General features: G+C 62.7%; 16 protein-coding genes. 10 read left to right on the top strand and 6 right to left on the bottom strand.

Translation table 11 applies throughout. The features are described from left to right. Positions 1-216 precede the first annotated feature (216 nt). Both tyrS and FHS84_RS00700 read right to left on the bottom strand, forming a co-directional pair. On the bottom strand, positions 217-1476 hold the full coding sequence (gene tyrS, locus FHS84_RS00705) for a tyrosine--tRNA ligase (RefSeq protein ID WP_166929251.1): 1260 nt from the start codon (positions 1474-1476) through the stop codon (positions 217-219). A gap of 109 nt (positions 1477-1585) precedes the next feature. After that, positions 1586-2242 (bottom strand): alpha/beta hydrolase, encoded by a 657-nt coding sequence (locus FHS84_RS00700; protein WP_166929249.1) that lies wholly within the window; start codon positions 2240-2242, stop codon positions 1586-1588. 282 nt (positions 2243-2524) lie between these two features. Here FHS84_RS00700 and FHS84_RS00695 point away from each other — a divergent pair, with 282 nt between their 5' ends. Genes FHS84_RS00695 through FHS84_RS00655 form a run of 9 tightly spaced genes read left to right on the top strand, consistent with a single transcriptional unit; the run spans position 2525 to position 9921 of the window. Next, the gene (locus FHS84_RS00695; RefSeq protein ID WP_166929246.1) at positions 2525-3004 is read left to right on the top strand and encodes an Rrf2 family transcriptional regulator; all 480 of its coding nucleotides are present in this window, start codon (positions 2525-2527) and stop codon (positions 3002-3004) included. A 21-nt stretch (positions 3005-3025) separates the two neighbouring features. Continuing rightward, positions 3026-4174: a cysteine desulfurase family protein gene (locus FHS84_RS00690; RefSeq protein WP_166929244.1), complete on the top strand. Its 1149-nt coding sequence runs from the start codon at positions 3026-3028 to the stop codon at positions 4172-4174. Positions 4175-4183: 9 nt separating this feature from the next. After that, positions 4184-5635, top strand: coding sequence for a Fe-S cluster assembly protein SufB (gene sufB, locus FHS84_RS00685; protein WP_166929242.1), 1452 nt, complete (start codon positions 4184-4186; stop codon positions 5633-5635). Then, positions 5635-6384, top strand: a complete 750-nt coding sequence (gene sufC / locus FHS84_RS00680; RefSeq protein WP_166929240.1) for a Fe-S cluster assembly ATPase SufC — start codon at positions 5635-5637, stop codon at positions 6382-6384. Before sufB ends, sufC begins: the two co-directional genes overlap by 1 nt. Continuing rightward, complete coding sequence (gene sufD, locus FHS84_RS00675; protein ID WP_166929238.1) at positions 6381-7517, top strand: Fe-S cluster assembly protein SufD; 1137 nt, start codon at positions 6381-6383, stop codon at positions 7515-7517. The genes sufC and sufD overlap by 4 nt, the downstream gene beginning before the upstream one ends. Next, positions 7514-8728 (top strand): cysteine desulfurase, encoded by a 1215-nt coding sequence (locus tag FHS84_RS00670; protein WP_166929235.1) that lies wholly within the window; start codon positions 7514-7516, stop codon positions 8726-8728. Before sufD ends, FHS84_RS00670 begins: the two co-directional genes overlap by 4 nt. A 1-nt stretch (position 8729) precedes the next feature. Then, positions 8730-9194 (top strand): Fe-S cluster assembly sulfur transfer protein SufU, encoded by a 465-nt coding sequence (sufU, locus tag FHS84_RS00665; protein WP_166929233.1) that lies wholly within the window; start codon positions 8730-8732, stop codon positions 9192-9194. Beyond that, a complete protein-coding gene (locus FHS84_RS00660; protein WP_166929230.1) occupies positions 9191-9553 on the top strand; it encodes an SUF system Fe-S cluster assembly protein in 363 nt (120 codons plus the stop codon). The genes sufU and FHS84_RS00660 overlap by 4 nt, the downstream gene beginning before the upstream one ends. Positions 9554-9558: 5 nt before the next feature. Continuing rightward, a complete protein-coding gene (locus FHS84_RS00655; RefSeq protein WP_166929228.1) occupies positions 9559-9921 on the top strand; it encodes a HesB/IscA family protein in 363 nt (120 codons plus the stop codon). Here FHS84_RS00655 and FHS84_RS00650 read toward each other — a convergent pair. Next, positions 9899-11083: an MFS transporter gene (locus FHS84_RS00650; protein ID WP_166929226.1), complete on the bottom strand. Its 1185-nt coding sequence runs from the start codon at positions 11081-11083 to the stop codon at positions 9899-9901. The two genes, FHS84_RS00655 and FHS84_RS00650, sit on opposite strands and share 23 nt — an antisense overlap. A gap of 75 nt (positions 11084-11158) precedes the next feature. Here FHS84_RS00650 and FHS84_RS00645 point away from each other — a divergent pair, with 75 nt between their 5' ends. Further along, positions 11159-11920, top strand: coding sequence for a hypothetical protein (locus tag FHS84_RS00645; RefSeq protein ID WP_166929224.1), 762 nt, complete (start codon positions 11159-11161; stop codon positions 11918-11920). Positions 11921-11923: 3 nt separating this feature from the next. Here the strand turns inward: FHS84_RS00645 and FHS84_RS00640 are convergent, their stop codons facing one another. The 3 genes from FHS84_RS00640 to FHS84_RS00630 form a co-directional block, all read right to left on the bottom strand. Further along, positions 11924-12100 carry a hypothetical protein gene (locus tag FHS84_RS00640; RefSeq protein ID WP_166929222.1) on the bottom strand — a complete coding sequence of 59 codons (177 nt, stop codon included), beginning with the start codon at positions 12098-12100 and terminating at the stop codon, positions 11924-11926. Positions 12101-12295: 195 nt separating this feature from the next. Next, a complete protein-coding gene (locus tag FHS84_RS00635) occupies positions 12296-13192 on the bottom strand; it encodes a formylglycine-generating enzyme family protein (protein ID WP_166929220.1) in 897 nt (298 codons plus the stop codon). Between the two features lie 92 nt (positions 13193-13284). Next, positions 13285-15345: a M13 family metallopeptidase gene (locus FHS84_RS00630; protein WP_166929218.1), complete on the bottom strand. Its 2061-nt coding sequence runs from the start codon at positions 15343-15345 to the stop codon at positions 13285-13287. Positions 15346-16221: the final 876 nt, after the last annotated feature.

Raw genomic sequence — 16221 nt, 5'->3', positions numbered from 1 at the left:
CTGGCTTCGCGTTTGAAGAATGTCCGGCGGGCGGCAACGTCACCGTTATGGTCGGACGCCATCTATTCGGTACCGACGTAGGTCGCGTAGAGATCGTGACGCTCGATTGCCGCAGAGCGGACAGGCTGCGATGAACGGGGGTTGAACGGGCGAGGCGAAAAGCAAATGGCCGGAAGTGACCCCGGCCATTGTCCAATTGCTTCGTGGTTGCGGCGCCTAGACCGGCTTGACGAGAATGTGCTTCTTCTTGCCGACCGAGAGCTTCAACACGCCTTGAGCGGTGATGTCGCTTTCGCTGACGGCCGCTTTCACGTCGGAGACGCCGGCATCGTTCAGCTTGAGGCCGCCGCCCTGAATGAATCGGCGCGCTTCGCTGGCCGACGAGGTGAGGCCGGCCTGATTGGCGAGCGTCGTCACCGGCATGCCGATCAGCTTGGCGCGCTCGATCTCGAACGTCGGCAAACCTTCCGCCATCGTCCCTTCTTCGAAGGTGCGGCGCGCGGTTTCGGCGGCTTCTTCGGCGACAGCGCGGCTATGCGCCATGGCGGTCGCTTCGGTGGCGAGCACTTTCTTGGCGTCGTTCAATTCGGCGCCTTGCAGCGCTTCGAGACGCGCGATCTCATCCATCGGCAGGTCGGTGAAAAGCCTGAGGAAGCGGCCGACGTCGGCGTCTTCGGTATTACGCCAGAACTGCCAGTAATCGTACGGCTTCAGCATGTCGGCGTTGAGCCACACGGCGCCCGCGGCGGTCTTGCCCATCTTGGCGCCGGATGCGGTCGTCATCAGCGGCGAGGTGAGGCCGAACAACTGCGCCTCTGTCAGACGGCGGCCGAGATCGGTGCCGCTGACGATATTGCCCCACTGATCCGAGCCGCCGCATTGCAGCGAGCAGCCGAAGCGCTTGTAGAGCTCCACGAAGTCGTAGCTCTGCAGGATCATGTAGTTGAATTCGAGGAAGCTGAGCGGCTGATCGCGTTCGAGCCGGAGCTTGACGCTGTCCATCGTCAGCATGCGGTTGACCGAGAAGTGGCGGCCGACATCGCGCAGGAACGGGATGTACTCGATCTTGTCGAGCCAGTCGGCGTTGTCGACCATGATCGCATCGGTCGGACCGTCGCCGAATTTCAGGAACTTCTCGAAGACCTGGAAGATGCCTTTCTTGTTCTCGGCGATCTTCTCCGGCGTGATGAGCTGACGGGCTTCGTCCTTGCCCGACGGATCGCCGATCTTGGTCGTGCCGCCGCCCATCAACACGATCGGCTTGTGCCCGCACTGCTGGAGGCGATGCAGGGTCATGATCTGGACGAGGCTGCCGACGTGCAGCGACGGCGCCGTGCAGTCGAAGCCGATGTAGGCGGTCACGCGTTCCTTGGAGAACTTTTCGTCGAGGCCGGCGTCGTCGGTCGAGGCGTAATAGGCACCGCGCTCCGCGAACGTGCGAAGAAATTCGGATTTGAATTGGGGCGCGTTGGCCATGACACTTTTCCCTTGATGCCGATAAGGCTGTTTAGGACCCTATGGCGCCCAGGGCAATGTCAGGCCCAACGGCGAGCAGCCGCGGGTCCAAAGACGGCTGCAATAACGGTCAGCGGTGGTCGTACGGATGGACCATGCGTTCGTTGACGTATTCCTTCACCATCTCGACCACCTCGGCTTCCTTCTTGTCGAAGAAGTGGTTGGCCCCTTCGAGCTTCTCGTAGGTGATCTTGATGCCCTTCTGGGCGGTGAGACGGTCGACCAGCTTCTGGACGTCGGGTTCCGGCACCACGAGGTCCTTGGTGCCATGCAGGATCAGGCCCGAAGCCGGGCAGGGCGCCAGGAACGCGAAGTCGTACATCGAGGCCGGCGGGGCGATCGAAACGAAGCCGGTGATCTCGGGCCGCCGCATCAGGAGCTGCATGCCGATCCAGGCGCCGAAACTGATGCCGCAAATCCAGACGAAGGACGGGTTCGGGTACAGCGTGTTCATCCAGTCGAGCACCGCCGCGGCGTCCGATAACTCGCCGGCGCCGGAATCGAACGTGCCCTGGCTGCGGCCGACGCCGCGGAAATTGAAGCGCACCGTGGTGCAGCCGAGCCCGTGGAACATGTGGAACAAGTCGTACACCAAGGGGTTGTTCATGGTGCCGCCGAACTGCGGATGCGAATGCAGCACCAGCGCCATCGGCGCGCCGGGGGTCTTCTGCTTCTGGTAGCGGGCCTCGATGCGTCCGGCTGGGCCGGGGAGGATGATGTCAGGCATAGGCACTCCGAATCGGCGGGTTCATAAGAGCCGCGGCCGCTACCGCTTTAGGGAATTGGGGAACTTTGTTCTGTGAATCAAATTCGATCAAAATCATGTACATAGCGATTTCGTTGTAAGGAAGCCCAGTACAATTCTTGACCTGGGCACTCAGGAAATCTATATCACAGGTGAAAGCACGCGATGCGTCCCGGCCGCGCTGTTCTTACACCAGTCGGCCCCCTGTTGCGCAAGGAAAACGAACTCGGGGGAAGGCGTTCGCGCAAGATTTGGAGTAGCGACATGAGGCTCAGCACCAAAGGACGTTACGCCGTGATGGCGATGGCCGATCTGGCCCAGCACGAAGCGGCCGGCCGCCCGGTTTCCCTAGCGGATATCGCGGAGCGACAGGAAATTTCTCTGTCCTATCTCGAGCAGCTGTTCGCCAAGCTCCGACGCAGCGGGCTGGTTTCCAGCGTACGCGGGCCCGGTGGCGGTTACCGGCTCAGCCGGCCGTCGGAGGAAGTCCGGGTGGCCGATATCATCATGGCCGTGGACGAGCCGATTACCGCGACCCGCTGCAAGCCCGGCAGTCCGAAGGGCTGCGCCAGTCAGGGCGCACGCTGCATTACCCACGATCTGTGGGAAGAGCTCGGACGTCAGATTCATGTGTTCCTGTCGTCGGTTTCGCTCGCCGATGTTGTCGAAAAGCGCGTATTGGGCAGGGCCCAGCTTGGAACGACCCCCGGCGAGGGTGAAGGCGGCGACCGCGTAGCCGCGTAAACGCACCACACTGAAAGCAAGATGGCCTATCTCGATCACAATGCGACGGCGCCTCTGCGCGATACGTCGAGACTTGCGGCCGAACGCGCCTTCGCGCTCGGCGGTAATGCCTCGTCGGTACACGCGGCCGGCCGCGCGGCGCGCGCGCTGATCGAGGACGCGCGCGGCCAGGTGGCTGCGCTGGCCGGCGTTACGCCTGCCGAGGTGGTTTTCACCAGCGGCGCCACCGAAGCCAATATGCTGGCTCTGTGGGGCGCGGTGCAGGGTGCAGCCGATAGCCTGGAAAAGGGTGGCGCCCGGATCACCCGGCTGTTCGTCTCGGCGATCGAGCATCCTTCGGTGCTCGCCAATACGGCGGCGATCGCCGACCGGTTTGCCGGACTGCGGCTCGAGACCATTCCCGTGACGTCGAGCGGGGTCGCCGACATGGAGGCCCTGAAAACAGGATTGCGCGAGGGCAAGGGACGAGCCCTGGTCGCGCTGATGGCCGCCAATAACGAGACCGGCGTCATCCAGCCGGTGGCCGAGGCAGCGGCGCTGGCAGCGGAAACCGGGGCACTGCTGATGGTCGATGCCGTGCAGGCCGCCGGGCGCATTCCGCTGCCGCGTGCGGACTATCTGACCCTGTCGGCGCACAAGATCGGTGGGCCGCAAGGCTGCGGCGCCCTGATTCTCAAACCCGGCGTACCGTTTGCGTCGCCGATGGCGGGTGGCGGTCAGGAGCGGGGCCTGCGTGCTGGTACCGAAAACGTTCCAGGTATCGCCGGTTTCGGTGCGGCTGCGGCCATCGCCGCAACCGAGACGGCCGATCCGGCGCTGCGTGATCGCTTTGAAGCGCTTTTGCGCGAGATTGCGCCGGACGTGGCTGTTTTCGGGGCGGAGACGCCGCGGCTTGCCAACACCTCGTATTTTGCTCTGCCTGGGATTGCCGCAGAAACGGCGTTGATGGCCTTGGACATCGACGCCGTGATGCTAAGTTCGGGGTCCGCCTGTTCGTCAGGCAAGGTCAAACGGTCGCACGTCCTTGCCGCGATGGGCGTTAACGATGATGTTGCTGCGTGTGCTTTGCGCGCGAGCTTCGGATGGAATTCCACCCAGGCGGACGTCGAAGCGGCTTTAAAGTCGATCACCAACCTTGTGGCGCGCGTCCGTTCGCGCGCCGCCGCATAAGAGGCGGGAATGTCTGCCGGTTCAGATACCAAAGACCAGGTTGCCGCTCTCGGTGAGAAGTACAAGTACGGCTTCGTCACCGACATCGAAACGGAGATGGCTCCCAAGGGCCTGAACGCCGATATCGTGCGTTTCATTTCGGCCAAGAAAAACGAGCCGGAATGGATGCTCGATTGGCGTCTGGCGGCGTTCCGGCGCTGGACCGAAATGCGCGAGCCCGGCTGGGCGCGCCTGCGCTATCCCAAGATCGAATACCAGGACGCCTATTACTACGCTGCGCCGAAGGACAAGGAAAAGTACGAGAGCCTGGATGAGGTCGATCCCAAGCTGATCGAGACCTACAAGAAGCTCGGCATCCCGATCTCCGAGCAGAAAATGCTGGCGGGTGTCGCGGTCGACGCGGTGTTCGATTCGGTTTCGGTCGCCACCACGTTCAAAGAGAAACTGAACGAGGCGGGCGTGATCTTCTGCCCGATCTCCGAAGCGATCCGCGATTATCCCGATCTGGTGCGCAAGTATCTCGGGTCGGTGGTGCCGGTGACCGACAACTTCTTTGCCACCCTGAACTCGGCGGTATTTTCCGACGGCACCTTTGTTTACGTGCCGAAGGGCGTGCGCTGCCCGATGGAGCTGTCGACCTATTTCCGCATCAACGCCAGCCAGACCGGCCAGTTCGAACGCACCCTGATCATTGCCGACGAGGGCTCCTACGTCTCTTATCTCGAAGGCTGCACCGCGCCGATGCGCGACGAGAACCAGCTTCACGCCGCCGTGGTCGAGTTGGTCGCGCTCGAAGGCGCCGAGATCAAGTATTCGACGGTGCAAAACTGGTATCCCGGCGACGAGAACGGCAAGGGCGGCATCTACAATTTCGTCACCAAGCGCGGCGACTGCCGCGGGCACCGTTCGAAGATTTCGTGGACGCAGGTCGAAACCGGCTCGGCGATCACCTGGAAGTATCCGTCGTGCATCCTGCGCGGCGACGATACGATCGGCGAGTTCTATTCGGTCGCCGTGACCAACAACTACCAGCAGGCCGACACCGGCACCAAGATGATCCATCTGGGCAAGAACACGCGCTCGCGGATCATCTCTAAGGGTATTTCGGCCGGCAAGGCGCAAAACACTTATCGCGGTCTCGTCAGCGTGCATGCGAAGGCGATCAACGCCCGTAACTACACCCAGTGCGACAGCCTTCTGATCGGCGACAAGTGCGGCGCCCACACCGTGCCCTATATCGAGGGCCGCAATCCGAGCGCGCGGCTGGAGCACGAAGCGACCACGTCGAAGATCGCCGAAGATCAATTGTTCTATTGCCTGCAGCGCGGCCTCAGTCAGGAAGAGGCGGTGGCGCTCATCGTCAATGGCTTCTGCAAGGAAGTGCTGCAGCAACTGCCTATGGAATTCGCCGTGGAAGCCCAGAAGCTTCTCGGCATCAGCTTGGAAGGGAGCGTCGGGTGATGCTTGAAATCAAGGATCTCCACGTCAGTGTCGACGGCAAGAAAATCCTCAAAGGTCTCAACCTCAAGGTCGAAACCGGCAAGGTGCACGCCATCATGGGCCCGAATGGATCGGGCAAGTCGACGCTTTCCTACGTGTTGGCCGGCCGCGACGGCTATGAGGTGACAGGCGGCTCGATCGTCTACAACGGCGAAGACCTCTTGAAGATGAAGACCGAGGAACGCGCGGCGAAGGGCATTTTCCTCGCCATGCAATACCCGGTCGAAATCCCCGGCGTCACGACGATGATGTTCCTGAAATCGGCGCTCAATGCTCAGAAGCGCGCACGTGGCGAGCCCGAACTCGATGCCATGGGCATGCTGAAGCTGGTGCGCGCCAAGGCAAAGGACCTGCAGGTCTCCGAAGAGATGCTGAAGCGGGCGCTCAACGTCGGGTTCTCGGGCGGCGAGAAGAAGCGCCTCGAAATCCTGCAGATGTCGCTGTTCGAACCCAAAATGGCGATCCTCGACGAAACCGACAGCGGCCTTGATATCGACGCGCTGAAATTGGTGGCGGAAGGCGTCAACACCCTGCGCGCGCCGGACCGCTCGATGCTGGTCATCACGCACTATCAGCGCCTCTTGGATTTCATCGTGCCCGATCGCGTGCATGTGCTGGCGGGCGGACAGATCGTCAAGGAAGGCGGCAAGGAGTTGGCTCTCGAACTCGAAGAGAAGGGCTATGCCGACGTCGTGAAGGTGCCGGCATGAGTGCGGCGGCGCAGCGCGAGGCGCGGCGGACGGAGGCGCTCGACAGCTTCCGCGTCCGCGGCATGCCGCATCGCCGCTTCGAGCACTGGCGCTATTCTGACCTGCGCGCGGTGCTGGACGCCGGACAGGTGGCGCAAGCGGGCACCGCCAAGTGGAACATCGAGCATTTGCCCGAAGGCGTCGAACTGTTCGACCTTTCGGTGCAGGACGCGCCCGAATGGGTGATGAAGACCTTGGGCCATGTCGGCAATCGCCGCACCATGGTCGAGGCATCGCTTGCCTTCTCCGAAGGCGGCGTGGCGCTTCGCGTGCCGAAGGGCAAGCATATCGCCGAGCCGATCAAGCTCGAGATCGGCGGGCAGGGAAACCTGCGCTGGCTGATCGTGCTGGAACAGGGGGCCTCGGCCACAGTGTTCGAGCCGCACGCGCACGATGCCGGATATCTGCGCAATGTCGGCGTGGAGATCACGCTGGCCGAAGGCGCTGAACTGCAGCATGTGCGCTGCGCGCCGCTTGCGCCGCGGTCGTTCACCGTGGAACTGATGGCATTGGAACTGGCGAAACACGCCAAGTACTACGGTCATTTCGCCAATTTCGGCTCGCGCCTGTCGCGCACCGAAGCGCATATCGTGTTGGGTGGCGAGGGCGCCGAGGCCCATCTGTCGGGGGTGGCGGTGCTCGGGCATGAAGCCCATTCCGATGTCACCACCCATATCGAACACGCCGCCGGCAAGACCCTGTCGACGCAGCTCTTCAAGCACGTGGCGGGCGGCAAGTCGCGCGCCGTCTATCAGGGCAAGATCACCGTGCGTGACGGCGCTTCGGGGTCCGATAGCCGCCAGACTGCGCGTGCCTTGCTGATGAGCCCGCGCGCCGAAGCCGACCTGAAGCCCGAACTGATCATCTTCAACGACGATGTGAAGTGCGCCCATGGCGCCACCGTCGGCGATCTCGATCCGGAATCGCTGTTCTATCTGCGCTCGCGCGGCATTCCCGAAAAGGACGCCCGCCGCCTGCTCATCAATGCGTTCCTCGAGGAAGCGGTCGACGTCATTGGCAACGACACGCTCAAGGAAACCATCTGGCACGATATCGAAGCGGCGTTGCCGCGTGCCATGGAGGCCGCGAAATGAGTTTTGTTCCGCCGCTCAGCGATTTTTCGATTCTGTCGAAGCCGGTCAACGGCCGGCGTCTTGCTTATCTCGATAGCGCCGCCTCGGCGCAAAAGCCGAAGTTCGTGCTCGACGCGATGACCGAGTTCGCCACCAGCGAATTCGCCAACGTCCATCGTGGTGTGCATCGGCTTGCCGCCGCCGCGACCCAGCGCTACGAGGAAGCACGCGTTGCCGTGCAGCAGTTCCTCAACGCCAAGCATTCGGACGAGATCATCTTCACCAAGGGGGGCACCGAAGCGCTCAACCTGGTGTCGTATGCGTTCCTGTCCCCGCGCATTTCCGCCGGCGACGAGATCGTGCTCACCAAAATGGAGCACCATTCGAACATCGTGCCGTGGCACTTCATGCGCGAGCGCAAGCGCGCGGTGCTGAAGTGGGTCGAGCTGCGCGAAGACGGTTCGATCAATCCGTCCGCCGTGGCGGCTCAGATCACGCCCAAGACCAAACTTCTCGCCATCACGCATATGTCGAACGTGCTCGGCACGGTTAATCCGCTGAAGGAGATCATCCAGATCGCTCATGCGAAGGGCGTTCCGGTGGTGGTCGACGGTTGCCAGGGTGCAGTGCACGAAAAGGTCGACGTGCAGGATCTCGACGCCGACTTTTACGCCTTCACCGGACACAAGTTGTACGGGCCGACCGGCATCGGCGCGCTCTACGGCAAGCGGGCGCACCTGAAGACCATGCGGCCCTTCAACGGCGGCGGCGAGATGATCGCCGAAGTCACCGAGGACAAGGTTACCTATGCCGAGCCGCCGCATCGCTTCGAGGCCGGGACCCCGCCGATCATCGAGGCCGTGGGGCTTGCCGCTGCGATCAAGTACCTCAAGGGCTTCGACCGCGCGGCAATCAAGGCGCACGAACTCGAGCTTTACCAGTACGCACGCAAGGAAATCGGCCGGTTCAAATGGGTTCGCGTCATCGGCGAGGCCGAAGACAAGGGCGCGATCTTATCGTTCGAGACAACGGGCATGCACGCCCACGACGTCGCCACCATCCTGGACGGCGAGGGTGTGGCGGTGCGCGCTGGCCATCATTGCGCCCAGGTGTTGATGGAACGCTTCGGCGTTGCCTCCACAACCAGGGCGTCATTCGGCCTTTACAACACCCGAGAGGACGTAGATGCCCTTATTGCGGGTCTGGAAAAGGCGAGGAGTATTCTTCTCTGACATGATCGACGAGAGCCTTCGCGAGCTTTACCAGGAAGTGATCCTGGATCATTCCAAGCACCCGCGTCACTTCGGGCCGCTGGATCACGCCACCCATAACGCCGACGGACTCAACCCGTTATGCGGCGACCGCATTACCGTGCATCTCAATCTCGACGCCGAAGGACGTATCGCCGACATCGCGTTCGAAGGCAAAGGTTGTGCGATTTCGCAAGCCTCTGCCTCGCTGATGACCGACATGCTGAAAGGCCGCTCCACCGCCGAAGCCGAAAAGCTGATGAACGGTTTTCTTCATCTGGTGAAGGGCGAGGAGGGTGTCACCGGTCTCGCCGACGACGATCTCGAGATCTTGCTGGTGATGGCCGGCGTGTCGGCGTTTCCGATGCGGGTCAAATGCGCGACGTTGGCCTGGCACACCATGAAGTCGGCGCTGGAAGGGAGCGGAGCACCCGCCAAGTCCGAATGACCGAAGAACTAGCCAATGCTACCGTCACGGCACCGGGACTGCCGCCGGAGAAGCTCGAAGAATTCACGGGCAAGCTGATTGCGGCACTCAAAACCGTGTTCGATCCCGAAATTCCGGTGGACGTCTACGAACTCGGCCTTATCTACAAGGTGGATGTCGCCGACAATTGGGACGTCAACGTCGAGATGACGCTGACGGCGCCCGGCTGCCCGGTGGCAGTGGAATTGCCCGTCGCGGTGCGCGAGGCGGTGGAAAAGGTCGAAGGGGTCGGCAAGGTGAATGTCGACATGACCTTCGATCCGCCCTGGTCGCCCGAACGCATGAGCGACGAAGCCAAAATGCAACTGAACATGTATTGAGGAAAATGGTTCGCCAACGCCCCCAAGCCGTCCGTCTTTCCGATGCCGCAGCGGAGCGCATCAAAGAAATCCTCGCCAACGCCGAGGGTAAATACATCGGCCTGCGCGTCGGTGTGCGCAACGGCGGCTGCGCCGGCATGAGCTACGGCATGGACTACGCCGAAAGCGCCCTGCCGCTCGAGGAAGTGGTGGAGGACAAGGGCGTCAAGGTGTTCATCGATCCCAAGGCGATCCTGTTCCTGATCGGCACCGAAATCGACTTCGTGCACGAGAAGATGGGCGCGCGGTTCGTCTTCAAGAACCCAAACCAGACGGCCGCCTGCGGCTGCGGCGAGTCCGTGTCACTCACGCCGGCGAAGGTGGATTAGGGTCCGGTTTTCCCAGCGTCTGCAAACATAGTGCGATCGACGCCATCGCGGCGCCGAACAGGCATGTCGGGAACCAGCCGGCGAGCTTGTAGACGGTGCCGCCGAACGCCGAGCCGACGGCGCCGCCGATGAAAATACCCGACATGAAGATGGTGTTGACGCGGCTCCGCGCCTCGGGCCGTAACGCATAGATTTTGTGCTGGTTCGACACCACCGCGCTCTGGACGCCGAAGTCGAGCACCATCACGCCGACGATCATGCCGAGAATGCTGTTCCACAGCGCGAACGGGATCCAGGCGAGCACGGTTATCAGGACACCGATCTGCACCACTAGCGTCGGTCCGCGTCGGTCGGCGATATGCCCGGACCACGGCGCCGCCGTGATGCCGACGACACCCAGAAGCGCGAACAAGCCGGCCGCATCGGCGCCGAGCTTGAACATCGGCTCCTGCAAATGCAGCGACAGCACCGTCCAGAACACTGAGAACGAACCGAACAGGGCGCCTTGGGTGAGGGCAGCGCGGCGCAGGACCGGCTCCTCCTCCCAGAGATCGGCCAGCGAAGCGAGCGCCTTGGGATAGCGGATGGTTTCGAGCGGCGGCCGGGTCGGCAGCCGGGCGGCCATCAGAGCTCCGGCGGCGAGCATGGCCGGCACGGCCAGGAAGAAGGTGGCGTGCCAGCCAAACCAGGTGGCGACGAAACCGGCGACCGTCCGGCCGAGAAGGATGCCGCATAACACCCCGCTCATCACCCGGCCGACGATGGTGCCGCGGTTGGAGTCGTTCGCGAGACTAGCGGCGAACGGCACGATCTGCTGGGCGACGCTGGAGGTTGCACCGACCAGGAACGAGGCGCCCAGAAGGAGGATGGCGGTGGGTGCCGTCGCCGCCGCGATCAGTGCTAGCGCCAGAAGGACGAACTGCACCACGATCAGCCTGCGGCGGTCGACCAGATCGCCGAGCGGCAGGAACAGCACGAGGCCGAGCACATAGCCGAGCTGAGTCGCGCTGGGGATCAGAAGGGCGATCTTGGAGAACGGAAACGACTGGGCGATCAGCGCCAGCATCGGCTGATTGTAATAAAGATTGGCCACGCCGAAACCGGCAGCCACGGCCATGGCCACGGTGGGGATGCGGTTCGAGTCGCCTTTCATGACGTCCATTAAGCCCAACACTGCGGCAAAAACCAGTCGCCGAGATTTGACACCGCGGCCGGGCGAACCGTGTAATCTCCGGCCGTGAGCGAACTTGTGCCCGATATCCGCCAGATGCTGGCCGCCGGACGCCGCTACGCCGGCGCGAACGGGGCCGGCGTGCTCGGCTCGCTGGCGCTGCACGGCCTGTTGGCGTTCCTGGCGCTGGTTGTGGTGGCGCGCCATACGGCGGAGATCGTCCGCCGGCCGCCGGTCCTGCCGCCGTTCGTGCCGGTCGAACTGATCCGCCTTGCCGACGAGACGCGCTCGCCGCCCGCCGATCTGCGTTCGCCGGTGCCGCAACAGAAAGCGGGACGGCCGCACGATGCCGCCAGCCCCAATCCGCACGGCGTCTCCGCCAGCGGCACCAAGCCGGTCGATGCGCTCGACGCCAAGCTGAAGGCGCTGGCGCGGCTGAAGCAACCCGACAACAAGCTGGCGCTCGCGGATGGGGCGGGCGTTTCGAACGTCGATGCCTCGAACGGCGCCGGCGGCGATGCCGCGACCTATGCCATTCGCGATTATGTGCTGGCGCAGGTCCTTCGGCGCTGGACCCTGAACCTCTCGCGCGCGAGCGCGCGGCCCATGACGGTCAAGATCGCCGTGGTGATGAAGCGCGACGGCAGCATCGTGGCGGCCGACATCGTCGAGCAGGCACGGGCCAAGACCGACGTGGTGTTCCGCGATATCGCGATCGGCGCGCGCAATGCCGTACTTCTGTCGTCGCCGGTGGCGCTACCCGCCGGCGATTATCCGAAGGAAATGCATTTTACGCTTTTGTTGGATACGCGCGCCGTCTTGCGATGAGCGCTACTTCGCGCCGGTTTCCGCCGCTTTCGCTTGCTGCGCCACCATGCCGTGGCTGATCAGATCCGCCATCAGCGTGAAGACGTAGCGCTGTTCCGCAGTACGCAACCGGTGCAAAGCCTGTAACAGGAACCGCTCCTCGACTTCCGCAGCAGCCGTAATGGGAGAAGGTTTCCGCATGTGGTGATCCACCCCTGAACTATCGTTCCGATACGATAAAGATAGGTAGTGGATCGTGTCCGCGTTAGGTTTGAATTTCGGCAAATCCGCGACGTAAATCCTTAACGATCGCCAATCGTGAATCGCCGCAAGCTTTTGCGCGATGGATTGGAGTTCTTCCGAAATCGCGGAAATATTTTTCGCGGACGGCCTTGATCAAGGCAGGTCGCGCGCTACCCGGAAGCCCGCCAGCGTCGAATAATCGAAATCGCCGCCGGTATCCTCGGCTCCGGCGCGTGCCGCAGAGCGCACGAACACCGGCACGTTATCCCACGATCCGCCGCGCAACACATGGCGGGTGCAGCCTTTTTCCGTCCACGGGCGGGCGTCGGCGGGCGCACCGATGTAGCTCTTGTGCCAACAGTCCGCGGTCCACTCCCAGACATTGCCGAGCATGCCGTAGAGCCCGAACGGATTGGGCTTGAAGCTGTCGATGTTGGACAATGCGCGGAAATCGTATTGACTGCCGCAGCCGTTGCAGTTGGCATTGCCGCTGCCGATCGCATCGCCCCACCAGCGTGCCGTGGTGGTGCCGCCGCGGGCGGCGTATTCCCATTCGGCTTCGCTGGGCAAGCGGTAGGGACCGGTCTTGTTGGTCAGACCCGGACGGGCCTCGCGCACCTTCTTGTTCAGCCAGTCGATATAGGCGTGGGCGTCCTTCCACGACACGCAGCTCGCCGGCCAGCGCGCCGGCTCCTCGTCGTACGGCGGATAGGCGACGCCTTTGTTGGGCACCCGCCAGCGCATGTTGAGAAGCTTGTTGCACGGCTCCGGCTCATAGCCGGTGGCGCGCAGGAAGGTGAGGTAGTCCTCGCTGGTGATGTTGAACTTGGCGAGCGCGAAGGCCTTCACGGCGACGATGCGCTGCGGCCCTTCGGCATCGAAGCGGCCAGGCTCGCGCGCCGGACTGCCCATCACGAACTTTCCCGCCGGAATGCCGATCATGTCGGGGCACTCGGGGCATTCCTTGAAACTGCGGTCGACGGGTTCGGCAGCAGACGCGGCAAAAGCGAGAGAAGAAACGCAGATAAGACGAAGGAGACGGCGCAGCATGAAAATCCCGTACTTGGCAGCCATGGCGCCCCGAAAAGAGCGTGCCCGCACCATCCCGGCACGGGCACGAAGATTAACAAATAAGGTCTCGATTACCAGAGCTTTACGCGTTCTTCCGGCGGCAGATAGTATTTGTCGCCTGGCTTGACGTCGAATGCCTTGTACCAGTCGTCCATGTTGCGGATTGAGCCGCGGACCCGGAACGGCGCGGGCGAATGCACGTCCGACAGGATGCGACGGCGCAGATCGTTGTCGCGGAACTTGGCGCGCCAGACCTGGCCGAAGCCGAGGAAGACGCGCTGGTCGCCGGTGAAGCCGTCGAGCACCGGTGCCGGCTTGCCGCCGAGCGAAATGCGATAGGCCTTCAGCGTGATCGACAGACCGGCTAGGTCCGCGATGTTCTCGCCGAGCGTCGGCTCGCCCCGCATGTGCAGGCCGGGCAGGGGCTCGTAGGCATCGTATTGCTTGACCAGCATTTTGGTGCGGGCGTCGAAGTTCTTGCGGTCTTCCTCCGTCCACCAGTTCTGCAGCACGCCGTCGCCGTTGTACTTCGAACCTTGGTCGTCGAAGCCGTGGCTGATCTCGTGACCGATGACCGAGCCGATGGCGCCGTAGTTCACCGCATCGTCGGCATTGGGATCGAAGATCGGCGATTGCAGGATGGCGGCCGGGAAGGTGATCGAGTTGAACGGCGGCATGAAATAGGCATTCACCGTCGGCGTCGTCATCTGCCATTCGGCCTTGTCGACCGGACTGTCGAGGCGGCTCACGTCGCGGGTCCAGTTGAAGTGGGCCGACCGCTTGATGTTGCCCACCATGTCGTCACGGCTCACGTCATAGGCCGAATAATCGCGCCACGTGTCGGGATAGCCGAGATACGGCGTGAACTTGCGGATCTTTTCGAGCGCCTTCTTCCTGGTTTCGTCGCTCATCCAGGTCAGCGACTGGATATCTTCCTCATAGGCTTTCAGGATGTTGGAAACGAGTTTCTGCACCTTGGCCTTGGCTTCGGGCGGGAAGAACTTGGCGACATAGAGCTTGCCGAAAGCCTCGCCCATCGTGGAGTCGAGGAGGCGCACGGCCCTGGTCTGCCGGTCGCTCTGCTGGGTGCGGCCGCCGAGCACCGTGCCGTAAAAGGCGAAATTGGCGTCGTCGAACCTCTTGGGCAGATAGGCGGCGTAGTTGTGCAGGTATTGCACCGTCAGATAATCGCGCCACACCGCAACGGGCGTCTTGGCGAAAATCTTGGCGAGCACGGGAATGGCGGTGCTTTCGCCGACGATGATTTGGCGTTCGCCGTTCTTGAGCGGAATGCCGCTGTCGGCGACGAAGGAATCCCACGGGAACTGCGGCGCCGCTTTTTTCAGCGCGTTGAAGCTCATCGGCGCGTACATCTTGTCGGCGTCGCGCTGATCCTTCAACTCCCAATGCGCCTTGGCGATGGCGGTTTCGAGCGCCAGGACCTTTTCCGCCCGCGCCGTCGCATCCTTGGCGCCGGTCAGTTCGAGCATGGTGGCGATGAACGTTTTGTAGGCCTCGCGCGTCTTGGCGATATCGGGATCGTCGAGCAGGTAATAATCGCGATCCGGCATGCCGAGGCCGGCGGCGGAAACGTTGACGCTGTAGGCGCTGGAGTTCTTGTCGTCGATGCCGACGCCGAACGCGTAGAGGCTGCCGGCGGCGGTATTCGGCGAGCCCATCATCTGAGCCACCTGCTTGAGCGTCTTCAGACCGGCAATGCGGTCGAGATCGGCTTTGACCGGTTCGATGCCGCGGGCTTCGATGGCCTTCTCGTCCATGTAGCCGTCGTAGAGATCCCGCAGCTTCTTCTCGTCGGGCGTGAGCCGGTCGAGCGGCTTGGCTTCGAGATCGGCGACGATTTCCTTCATGCGCTTTTCGCTGAGGATCGCGAGGTTCTGGCCGGTGCCGATGTTCGAACGATCCGGCGGGATCACCGCCTGCTTTTCCCAATTGCCGTTGACGTAGGCAAAGAAGTCGTCGCCGGGCTTCACGGAACGGTCCATGCCGGCCAGATCCACGCCCCAGGCGCCGAGTTCGGCCTTGGGCCCCGGCGGCGGCGCGGGCGGGGGCGGGGCGGACGTGGTGCAGCCGGCCAGAACAAGGCAGGCCGCCGCGAACAGTCGGCGTTTCATGGAGTGCTCCAACGGATTGAATCTGCCGACAAATGTGGGCGGTGTCAGGCAACACGCAAGTCACGCTTTCGCGATCACCGGCCGGAGGAGCGGTCCCCTTTAAATACGCAAAAAGGCGGGAGGGCCCGCCTTTTCCGAGGAGGTTGGCGCACGGCACGCGCAGGTTAATGCGCGCAGCGACGGCACCGCTGTCTTCTCCCTCGGTTTCAAAAGCGACCTGCCCAGGCGAACCGGCCCTTCTCGGGCACATATCCTCGGCTATCGCTTACGTGGATGCACACGCCATCCCTTCACCTGTATGACTCACGTGGAAAATTTCCGCTATCGCAGCCGTATTGGGGCCGCTCTTGATACGACACTCCCAGACCTCGGTATTCGAGATGGGAAGCGCTACAGACGATTTCAAGATGTCCTGAAAAATATTGTGGTTTTTACACGCGAGACGCAGCCGCAATAATTTCCGGAAGATGGACGAATGAAACCGGTCACAATGATGAACGGAATTGGTTCACGCGGAGACGCGGAGGCGCGGAGGAAGTGCGCTGTCGTTTCTGGATCGCACCATTCTTTTCTGCCCCACGCGGGCGCACCGGTTTCTGCGTTGGCACTCAGAACGCGGGGGGAAGTGCTGAGTGTAGCGAAGCAAAGGGGGGATTACTGCGGGCATCACTCTCTCGCGCGCTGAGTAAGCCCCCCTTTGTCATCCTGCGCCTACGCGCAGGCTGCCACTTCCCCCCACGGTCCTAGTGCCCTGCATGAAAAGCCTTGCGCCCGTGGAGGGCAGAAAAGAGAGGTGCGTCCGCGTGGTCAGAAAAGGAAGGCGGGGCAGAAACGCGTGGCGCACAAAAAAACGTGCCCGTCGCGAGGGCGGGCACG

This window comes from Rhizomicrobium electricum (assembly GCF_011762045.1).
Taxonomy (GTDB): Bacteria; Pseudomonadota; Alphaproteobacteria; order Micropepsales; family Micropepsaceae; genus Rhizomicrobium; species Rhizomicrobium electricum.
Note: the sequence above shows the minus strand (reverse complement) of the source record. Positions and strands in the feature narration are given on the sequence as shown.